Source organism: Mesorhizobium sp. M8A.F.Ca.ET.207.01.1.1 (assembly GCF_004794715.1).
Taxonomy (GTDB): Bacteria; Pseudomonadota; Alphaproteobacteria; order Rhizobiales; family Rhizobiaceae; genus Mesorhizobium.
The window spans coordinates 1-281 of record NZ_SRUS01000589.1 but is presented as its reverse complement, the minus strand read 5'-3'; the positions used below and the strand labels follow the sequence as shown (position 1 = coordinate 281).

Annotated in this window: 1 protein-coding gene; it reads left to right on the top strand. The window is 63.3% G+C overall.

The window, feature by feature from the left end; translation table 11 throughout:
- Nucleotides 1–281: sulfatase-like hydrolase/transferase (locus tag EN850_RS35955; RefSeq protein WP_145973040.1), on the top strand; the 281-nt coding region annotated here is incomplete at both ends.

Here is a 281-nt window from a genome sequence, read left to right as displayed (position 1 = left end):
ATACCCGTGACATCGGCCGCTGCTCGCGCGAAGAGATCACCAACAGCTACGACAATGCCGTGCTGTACACCGATCACTTCCTGACCAAGACCATCGGCACGCTGCAGGGCATGCAGGACTACGACACGGCGATGATCTACCTGTCCGACCATGGCGAGTCGCTGGGCGAGAAGGGCCTGTTCCTGCACGGCGTGCCCTACGCCATCGCCCCGGCCGAACAGACCCGGGTACCGATGACGATGTGGTTCTCCCCGGGTTTTGCCAGCAGCCGCGGGTTGGAC